Source organism: Puerhibacterium puerhi, assembly GCF_009846865.1.
Taxonomy (GTDB): domain Bacteria; phylum Actinomycetota; class Actinomycetes; order Actinomycetales; family Cellulomonadaceae; genus Puerhibacterium; species Puerhibacterium puerhi.
Genome location: NZ_WUWN01000009.1, coordinates 100,612 through 109,278, shown reverse-complemented (window position 1 = coordinate 109,278; position 8,667 = coordinate 100,612). Strand labels below are relative to the sequence as shown.

The window sequence follows — 8,667 nt, the reverse complement described above, 5'->3', positions numbered from 1 at the left end:
GGGCCGCGTCCCACCGCGCGAGCGCGGCGGCCAGCGCGTCGCGGTCGTCGCCCGGCGCCGCCACCGGCACCGGGGGCGACCCCGGGAGCGGCCCAGGGAGCGGCTCGGCAGGCCGCCGGGCGTGCGGTGCGGCCGGCTGCCGGTCCGGCGGCACGGGAGGGACGTCGGTGGTCACGTCGGCGACGCTAGGCGGCGGTCCGTGCACCCCGTCGGCCGCCCCCGGCCGGCTGTGGAGGACCCGCGGGTCACGCCGCCTGGGGGCAGCCCCGCCGCGACGGCGGGCTGCTCGCCCGACCCGTCAGTGCGCGTGCCCCCCGACGTCGGTGACCACCACGGCGAGGGCCCCCGGCCCGGCGTGCGCGCCGAGCACGGCGCTGACCGGTGTGACGACCGGGGCCACGCCGAGCTCGCCGGCGAGCCGCTGCGCGACGTCGGCGGCCCGGTCCTCGGCGCCGAGGTGGTGCACGGCGACCGCCGGGGCCGCGCAGCCCGCGGCGTGCTCCACCGCGAGGGTGACGAGCCGGTCGAGGGCCGCGGCGCGGGTGCGCACCCGCTGGACCGTCTGGATGCGCCCGTCGCGGATCTCCAGCAGGGGTCGCACCCCGAGCGCGGTGCCGAGCGCCGCGGCACCCGCCGACAGGCGCCCGCCGCGGCGCAGGTGGTCCAGCGAGTCGACGAGGAACAGCGTGCGCCCGGCGCGGGCGACCTGCGCCGCCCGCTCGGCCACGTGCGCGGCGTCGGCGCCGGCGGCCGCGCACGCCGCAGCGGCCTGCGCGGCGAAGCCGAGGCCCATCGCGACGGTGCGCGAGTCGACGACCCGCACGGGGACCATCGCGCGCTGCCCCGCGCGCGCCGCGGCGCCCACCGTGCCGGACAGCGCACCCGACAGGTGCACGGCGACGACCGCCCGGGCACCCGAGCGGACCGCGTCGCGGTAGGCGGCCGCGAGGTCCTCCGGCGGGGGCTGCGAGGTCGTCAGGAGCTCACCGGCCGCGATCCGCTCGGCGACGGCGACGGGGTCCAGGTCGACGCCCTCGCGGTGCTCGCCGTCGGGCGCGACCACCCGCAGCGGCACGACGAGCGGGGTGGCGCCGCCGGGCGCCGCCGGCGGCAGGCAGGCGGTGGAGTCGGTCACCACCCGCACCGGTGGCAGGGACGTGGAGGGGCGGGCGTCGGTCATGGCACGGCCACCCTACCGACGCGCGCTCGCAGAGCGCCGCCGGTGGCCGCGCGCTACGTTGCGAGCATGTCGGACGACGACGCCCGCTCCGCCGGACCTTCCGCCGCCGAGCTCGCCGCGCTGCGCGCGGCGGCGGCGCAGGCCGCCGCGGAGGCCGCCGAGGCGAGGGCCGCAGCGGCGCAGGCGGCCCTCGAGGCGGCCGAGGCGGCCGAGGCCGCGACCCGGGCCGGCGGCACGACCCCGCCCGCGGCGCCGACGTCGGGGCTCGCGGGGTACGCGGCCGAGGTCGCCGCGGCGTACGCCTCCCCCGGCGGCACGCTGCCCCTGGGCGCGCTGCTGGAGGGCGAGCCGGGCGCGGACCCGGTGCCGGACGCGGACGTGCAGGTGGGCTTCGCGCTGCGCATGCTCAACCGCCACGGGCTCGTGGCGGGGGCGACCGGCACCGGCAAGACCAAGACGCTCCAGGGCATGGCGGAGGGCCTCTCGGACGCCGGGGTGCCGGTGTTCCTCGCCGACGTCAAGGGCGACCTGTCGGGCCTCGCGGTCCCGGGAGCCCCGGACGACGCGGTCGCGCGCCGGGCCGCGGGCATCGGCCAGCCGTGGCGACCCACCGCCTACCCGGTGGAGCTCTACTCCCTGGGCGGCCTGGGCACCGGCGTGCCGATCCGCACCACCGTCACCGACTTCGGCCCGCTGCTGCTCGGCAAGGTGCTGGGCCTCAACGCGACGCAGGAGTCGAGCCTGGGGCTCGTCTTCCACTGGGCGGACTCCCAGGGCCTGGCGCTGCTCGAGCTCGCGGACCTGCGGTCCACGATCGCCTACCTCGTCTCCGACGACGGGAGGGACCAGCTCCACGGCATCGGCGGCGTCTCCCCCGCCACCGCCGGGGTGATCCTGCGCGAGATCGTCGCGCTGCAGGCGCAGGGCGCCGACGCGTTCTTCGGCGAGCCGGCCTTCGCGACGGCGGACCTGCTGCGCACCACCGCCGAGGGCCGGGGCGTGATCTCGTGCCTCGAGCTGCCCGCCGTCGCCGACCGCCCGGCGCTGTTCTCGACGTTCCTGATGTGGTTGCTGGCCGACCTGTACCAGGAGCTGCCCGAGGTCGGCGACCCCGAGCGGCCGCGGCTGGTGTTCTTCCTCGACGAGGCGCACCTGCTGTTCACCGGCGCCTCGAAGGAGTTCCTCCAGCAGGTCGTCCAGACGGTGCGCCTCATCCGCTCCAAGGGGGTGGGCGTCTTCTTCGTCACCCAGTCGCCCAAGGACGTGCCGGCCGACGTCCTGGCCCAGCTCGGCAACCGCGTCCAGCACGCGCTGCGGGCCTTCACGCCCGACGACGCGACGGCGCTGCGCCGCGCGGTGCGCACGTTCCCGCGCTCCCCGTACGACCTCGAGCGGCTGCTGCAGTCGCTCGGCACCGGCGACGCGGTGGTCACGGTGCTCACCGAGCAGGGCGCCCCGGCCCCGGTGGCGTGGACGCGCGTGCGGGCCCCGCAGTCGGCCATGGCGCCGGCACCGCCCGACGTCGCCGAGCGGATCGTGGCCGCCTCGCCGGGGCAGCGGACCTACGGCACCGCGGTCGACCGCGAGTCGGCGGCGGAGCTGCTGCAGGTGCGCGCCCAGGAGCAGGCCGCGGCGCGCGCCGCGGCCGAGGCGCAGGCCGAGCGCGCGGCGCAGGCGGAGAAGGAACGGGCCGAGCTCGCGGAGCGCCGCGAGCGGCTCGAGCGCGAGGCGGCCCGCGGGCGCTCGGGCGGGGCGCGCACGTCGTCGCGCCGCTCCGCCGGCCCGCTGGACTCGTTGCTGCGCACGGCGGGCAGCACCCTGGCCCGGGAGATCACGCGCTCCGTCTTCGGCACGCGCCGCCGCCGCTGAGCCGGCCCACGCCGGCGGCGGCGCGCCCCGCGCGGGTGCGCCGCCGCCGGGCGTGCGGCCTCAGCCCTCGTGCGCGTGCTCGTCGCCAGCGTGGTCGTGCTCGTGGTCGTGCTCGGCGTGCGCGTGCTCGGAGTGCGCGTGCTCCGTGGCCCCTTCGCCGGTGACGCCGCTGATCTCGTTCGGTGTCACGTCGAGCTGCGCGCTCTTCCACACCTTCCCGGACTCCACGTCGACGGCGTGGACCGACTGCGTCGCCGGGTCGGTCACGTAGACCGAGCCGTCGAGCGCGAGGACCGCCGGGCGCGGCTCCTGCCACTCGACCGGCTCCTCCCAGGCGTCGATCACCGGGACGGACCTCACGAGCGTGCCGGCCTCCGGGTCGATGACGTGCAGCTGCCCGTCGGTGCCGAGCACGAGCGCCTCGCCGTCGTCGCCGCGGGCCAGGGAGCGGAACGTGTAGCTCGCGGGCAGGTCGACCAGCGTGAGGGACGCGTCGCGGGTGTCGACGAGGGAGACGCGCGTCGGGCGCTCGAGCTCCGCGTCCGGGTCGGTCTTGTAGTCGCCGAGCACGACGGGCGACGCGTCGCTGCCGGCCTGATTGCCGATCCGGCCGTAGGCGTCGGGCGCCTGCACCTTGGTGATCGTGCCGTGGGCGTAGACGAGCGCACCGTCCTCGCAGCCGATGACCACGGCCTCGTCGGCGGCGACGGCCTCCCCGTGCACGCCCGGGCACTGGTCGTTCGCCGCGAGCTCGGCGCCGTCGGCGTCCAGCACGCGGATGCCCGTGCGGGTCTCCGCGGTGCCCTCGGAGACCACCATGGTGTCGTCCGACAGCGGCACGGCGACGCCGTGGTGCGCGGCGGGGAGCGCGAGCCGGTCGACGACGGCGTCGCCCGGCTCGGCGACGTGGGCCGGGTCGAGCACGGTGACCTCGCCGGTGCCGTCGGCGAACAGCGCGGTGCGCCCGGCGTGGTGCACCGCGTGGCCCGGCTCCTCGGCCGGGTACATGACGTCCAGCAGCTCGGGCGCCGACGTCCAGTAGTGCGCGTGGTCGCCGTGCGCCTGCGCCCACGTGCCGGCGTCCAGGACGCGGAAGCCGCCGGTGGTGGAGACCAGCAGGTGCCGCCCGTCGCCGGCCGGGTTGAGCCGGGTGAAGCCGCCGATCTCCAGGTCGCCCACCTCCTCCAGCGTCATCGCGTCGAGCACGCGGACGCCGCCGTCGTAGGTCACGGCGATGCGTGGGGTGGGGGCCTGCTCCTCGGTGGCGGCAGGGGTCTCCTCAGGGGCGGGCGTGGACGCGGCGGCGTCGGAGCCGGCGTCGCTCGGGGCGCAGGCCGCGAGGGCCAGCGGCAGCATCAGGGCGAGCGCCGACAGGCGGCGGGTGGTCGTGCGGTGCATGCGGGGTCCTTCTGCGTCGTCGGATCACATGAGAACGGTTCTCACGCGATGCGCCCAGCGAAGCAGAAGTGAGAACGATTATCAACTGCATCTTGCCGGTTCGTGACCTGGCGCGACGTGTGACGGGACGACGAAGGGCGCGGCACCCGCAGGTGCCGCGCCCTCGCGCGTCGTGCTGTCGGCTCTCGGTGCCCGGACCGGCGGGCCCGGGCAGCGGGGTCAGCGCTTGCCGCGGTCGCCGTAGCGCTGGCGGAACTTCTCCACGCGACCGGCGGTGTCGACCACACGCGCGCTGCCCGTCCAGAACGGGTGGCTCGCGCTGGAGATCTCCACGTCCACGACCGGGTAGGTGTTGCCGTCCTCCCACTCGATCGTCTTGGCGGGCCGGCCCGGGCCCGCGGCCGTGTCCCCGGCCAGGGTCGAGCGGGTCAGGAAGGCGAACCCGGCGCTCGCGTCGCGGAACACGACGGGGCCGTAGGTGGGGTGGATGTCCTTCTTCATCTCGGGCGCTCCTCGCGGAAGTCGACGTGCTGCCTGGCGACCGGGTCGTACCTGCGGACGACCATGCGGTCCGGGTAGTTGCGGCGGTTCTTGTCTCCTAAGCGCCCGCGACGTGCAAGTATTCCCGGCCGTCTCCTCCAGGGAACGACGGCGGCGCGCCACCCGCCAGAGGTGACGCGCCTCCCTCTCGTGCACCTGTCACGGCGACGGCGGCGGCGTCGGCTCCCCGGCGTACCGCTGCAGGAAGCCGCCCACGGCGACGGCCAGGCGCTCGATCTCCTGCGGGTCGACGCTCTCGTTGGGGGCATGGATCAGGGCCAGCGGCTCCTCCACGCCCATCAGCAGCAGCTCGGCGTCCGGGTAGGTCTCGGCGAGGACGGTGCACAGCGGGATGGATCCGCCCTGGCCGAGCAGCACCATGTCGCGCCCGAACGCCTCCCGCATCGCCGCGGCCATCGCCGCGTACGCCGGTCCCTCCGTGCCGGCCCGGAAGGGCGCCCCCTTCGACTCGAGCCGCACGCCCACCTGGACCCCCCACGGCGCGACCTCGGCCAGGTGCCCGGTCAGGGCCGTCTGCGCCTGGTCCGGTGCGATGCCCGGTGGGATGCGGAGGTTCAGCCGGGCGCTCGCCCGGGGCACGATGGAGGCGGACGACCCCACGACGGGCGGGCAGTCGATGCCGAGGACCGTGAGGGCCGGCCGGGCCCACAGCATGTCCGAGACCGTGCCCGAGCCGAGGAGCGACTCGGCGGGCGCCACGCCGGCGTCGCGGCGAAACGCGTCGGGGTCGTACGGCGCCCCTGGCCAGGTCTGGGTGTGGTCCAGGCCGAGCACCGTGGTGTCGCCGCCCTCGTCCCGGAGCGTGGCCAGCATGGCCACGAGCGCGGCGAGCGCGTCCGGGGCCGGACCGCCGAACATGCCGGAGTGCAGCTCCGACGGCAGCGCCTCGACGTCGACGACGACGTTGACCATGCCCCGCAGGCTGACGGTGACCGCGGGGACGCCGACGGCCGCGTCGCCGGTGTCGCAGACGAGGACCGCGTCTGCCTGCAGCAGGTCGGCGTGACCGGGCACGAAGTCCTCCAGCCCGCCGGTGCCCTGCTCCTCCGAGCCCTCCACGACCAGCCGGAGGTTCACCGGGACGTCGTCCTCGAGCGCGCGCAGGGCGGTCAGGAGCATGACGATGTTGCCCTTGCAGTCGGCCGCGCCGCGCCCGAACCACCGCCCGTCCGCCTCCGTGAGCTCGAACGGGGGCGTGCGCCAGGCCCCGTCGTCGAGCGGCGGCTGGACGTCGTAGTGCGCGTAGAGGAGCACGGTCGGAGCTCCGGGACCGCCGCCGGGACGAGACCCGACGACCGCCTGGCTGCCGTCGGGCGTGTCGTGCAGCGCGACGTCGGCGAAGCCCAGCTCGCGGAACGCCTCGCAGACCCAGCGCGCGGCGCGCGCGCACTCCTCGGGCGGGAACTGGCGCGCGTCCGCGACCGACCGGATGGCCACCAGCTCGGCCAGGTCCGTGCGGGTCCGGGACATCTGGGCCCGCACCCGGGCCTCGAGGTCAGCGGTGGGTCCGGCGGTCGAACCGGTGGCGCGGTCGGCGGTCGTCATCCGTTCACCACGTCCTGCAGCTCCAGGCTCGCGACGGTGTCCTCGAACTCCTGCAGCTCGTCCGGGCAGTAGATCTGGACGATGAGGAGCTGTCCCTGGACCACGCGGCTGTCGGCGACCACCGGGCGGGTCCCGGGGCCGGAGGCCCCGTTCGTCAGCTGCGCGAGAAGGGTGGCCTTGCGCAGGGCGTTGCCCGGGTCCTGGCACGCCGCCCCGCCGTCGTCGCCGAGGACCCGCACGATCTGCTCCTGCGACGGCGCCTGGGCGCCGGCGTCCTCGAGGGCGGCGATGAGCTGGTCGGCCTTCTCCTGCGCCTCGGTGGTCGTGCGGGCCGCCCGGAACATCAGCAGCGCCACCACGGCGAGCAGGACGAGCAGGCCCAGCGCGGCCCAGTAGACGACGCGGCGCCACGGGTCCGGCCGCTCCGCGGCCGTGCTGCCGGCGACGGCTTGGCCGCCGGGCTGCCTCGCGGTCTGGTCGGTCATGACGACGCCTCCCGCCCGGCCGGCTCGGGCTGCTTCCACGACGGCTTGCGGAACCGGTAGAACAAGAACGGCACGAGGAGCCCCAGCCCGAGCGCGCCGCCGCCGACGATCAGCAGGTAGACCAGCGGGTTGCTGCCGCCGAACTGCGACGGCGGGATGAAGCCCACCAGCAGCGCGGCGAGGGACGCCACGAACCCGACCACGCAGATCGTGACGAGCATGGGCGCCCGGTACCCGCGCGGGTGGTCCGGGTCCCTGCGCCGCAGCCGGGCGGCGGCGGCGAACATCAGCAGGTACATGATCAGGTACACCTGCGTGGTGATGACCGAGAAGATCCAGTAGGCGCTGGAGACGTTCGGGATCAGCGCGTAGCCCAGGGCGATGACCGTGGTGATGATGCCCTGGGTGACGAGGATGTTCTGCTGCACGCCGTGCTTGTTGAGCCGCTGCAGGAAGGGCGGGAGGTAGCCCTCCTGCCGGGAGATGAGCAGCAGCCCCTTGGACGGCCCTGCCAGCCACGTGAGCATGCCGCCGAGGGAGGCCGCCACGAGCATGATGCCGAAGATCGGCGTCAGCCACTGCGTGCCGAACTGGGCGAACACCGCGTCGAACGCCTGCATCACGCCGGCGGTCAAGGAGAGCTGCTCGGCGGGGACGACCCAGCTGATGGCCAGCGCGGGCAGGATGAAGATCAGCAGCACCAGCCCCATGGCCAGGAACATCGCCTTGGGGAACTCCCTGCCGGGGTTCCGCAGCGATCCCACGTGGACGGCGTTCATCTCCATGCCCGAGTAGGACAGGAAGTTGTTCACGATCAGCACCAGGCTGGCCAGGCCGGCCCACTGCGGCAGGAGGTGGGAGGCGTCCATCGGCGCCGCCGACGGGTTCCCCTGGCCCAGGAAGACGGCGCCGAGCGTCACGAGCACGGTGCCGGGGATCAGCGTGCCGATGATCAGGCCTGCGCTCGCGAGCCCCGCGACGCCGGACGTGCCGCGCGAGGAGACCCAGACGCCGGTCCAGTACACGACCACGATCACCAGCGCCGTCCAGACGCCGCTGGACGCGAGCGCCGGGTTGATCACGTATGCCAGCGTGCTCGCGACGAACCCGAGCAGGCTCGGGTAGTAGAAGATCGTCATCGCGAACTGGCACCAGATCGCGAGGAAGCCCATGGGGTTCGAGATGCCCAGGGACACCCACTTGTAGACCCCGCCGTCCCAGCCCGAGGCCAGCTCCGCCGACACGAGGGAGGTGGGCAGCAGGAACACGATCGCCGGGACGATGTACAGGAACACGCACGCCAGCCCGTAGACCGCCATCGTCGGAGCCGCGCGCAGGCTGGCCACCGAGCTGGTGGTCATGAGCGCCAGGGCGACCCACGAGATCCAGACGGTCGCGGTCGCCTTGGTCCGCGCCGACGCGGGCGACGCCTGGGAAGCCGGCGCGGACGCCGGCCGGGGAACCGGCCGGTCCGCCGGCAGGTCCATCGCGCTCATCGCGCCCCACCCCCGAGGGCGGAGCAACCGTACACCATCGTCATGTCCGGACTCCTCATCGTCGAGCCAGCCGCGAACCACCGTCCCGACCGATGCTGCGTCCACGGTGGCGGGCGCCGCCTCACCTCCGGCG

General features: G+C 75.4%; 7 protein-coding genes and 1 pseudogene. 1 reads left to right on the top strand and 7 read right to left on the bottom strand.

Translation table 11 applies throughout. The annotated features are described in order from the left end of the window. Nucleotides 1-298: 298 nt before the first annotated feature. The gene (locus GSF02_RS07505) at nt 299-1,180 is read right to left on the bottom strand and encodes a DegV family protein (RefSeq protein WP_159794324.1); all 882 of its coding nucleotides are present in this window, start codon (nt 1,178-1,180) and stop codon (nt 299-301) included. A 66-nt stretch (nt 1,181-1,246) separates the two neighbouring features. Here GSF02_RS07505 and GSF02_RS07500 point away from each other — a divergent pair, with 66 nt between their 5' ends. Next, nucleotides 1,247-3,049, top strand: coding sequence for a helicase HerA-like domain-containing protein (locus GSF02_RS07500; protein ID WP_159794322.1), 1,803 nt, complete (start codon nt 1,247-1,249; stop codon nt 3,047-3,049). Nucleotides 3,050-3,109: 60 nt separating this feature from the next. On the opposite strand, the gene aztD is transcribed toward GSF02_RS07500, so the two are convergent. The 6 genes and pseudogenes from aztD to GSF02_RS07470 all read right to left on the bottom strand — a co-directional run bounded on the left by aztD (nt 3,110) and on the right by GSF02_RS07470 (nt 8,534). Further along, nucleotides 3,110-4,447 carry a zinc metallochaperone AztD gene (aztD, locus tag GSF02_RS07495; protein ID WP_159794320.1) on the bottom strand — a complete coding sequence of 446 codons (1,338 nt, stop codon included), beginning with the start codon at nt 4,445-4,447 and terminating at the stop codon, nt 3,110-3,112. A gap of 219 nt (nt 4,448-4,666) precedes the next feature. After that, complete coding sequence (locus GSF02_RS07490) at nt 4,667-4,948, bottom strand: type B 50S ribosomal protein L31 (RefSeq protein ID WP_159794318.1); 282 nt, start codon at nt 4,946-4,948, stop codon at nt 4,667-4,669. Continuing rightward, nucleotides 4,945-5,040 (bottom strand): annotated as a pseudogene (gene rpmG / locus GSF02_RS07485) (50S ribosomal protein L33); the annotation flags it as partial. The gene GSF02_RS07490 and the pseudogene rpmG, both read right to left, overlap by 4 nt. Nucleotides 5,041-5,146: 106 nt before the next feature. Then, nucleotides 5,147-6,553, bottom strand: a complete 1,407-nt coding sequence (locus GSF02_RS07480) for a dipeptidase (RefSeq protein ID WP_159794316.1) — start codon at nt 6,551-6,553, stop codon at nt 5,147-5,149. Beyond that, nucleotides 6,550-7,038 carry a hypothetical protein gene (locus GSF02_RS07475; RefSeq protein WP_235915435.1) on the bottom strand — a complete coding sequence of 163 codons (489 nt, stop codon included), beginning with the start codon at nt 7,036-7,038 and terminating at the stop codon, nt 6,550-6,552. Before GSF02_RS07475 ends, GSF02_RS07480 begins: the two co-directional genes overlap by 4 nt. After that, entirely contained in the window at nt 7,035-8,534 is a 1,500-nt protein-coding gene (locus tag GSF02_RS07470) for an APC family permease (protein WP_159794314.1), read from the bottom strand. The genes GSF02_RS07475 and GSF02_RS07470 overlap by 4 nt, the downstream gene beginning before the upstream one ends. Between the last annotated feature and the right edge of the window lie 133 nt (nt 8,535-8,667).

Coding starts and splice junctions, on each gene's coding strand:
- GSF02_RS07505 (WP_159794324.1), bottom strand. CDS start 1,180: ATGACCGACGCCCGCCCCTCCACGTCCCTGCCACCGGTGCGGGTGGTG.
- GSF02_RS07500 (WP_159794322.1), top strand. CDS start 1,247: ATGTCGGACGACGACGCCCGCTCCGCCGGACCTTCCGCCGCCGAGCTC.
- aztD (WP_159794320.1), bottom strand. CDS start 4,447: ATGCACCGCACGACCACCCGCCGCCTGTCGGCGCTCGCCCTGATGCTG.
- GSF02_RS07490 (WP_159794318.1), bottom strand. CDS start 4,948: ATGAAGAAGGACATCCACCCCACCTACGGCCCCGTCGTGTTCCGCGAC.
- GSF02_RS07480 (WP_159794316.1), bottom strand. CDS start 6,553: ATGACGACCGCCGACCGCGCCACCGGTTCGACCGCCGGACCCACCGCT.
- GSF02_RS07475 (WP_235915435.1), bottom strand. CDS start 7,038: ATGACCGACCAGACCGCGAGGCAGCCCGGCGGCCAAGCCGTCGCCGGC.
- GSF02_RS07470 (WP_159794314.1), bottom strand. CDS start 8,534: ATGAGCGCGATGGACCTGCCGGCGGACCGGCCGGTTCCCCGGCCGGCG.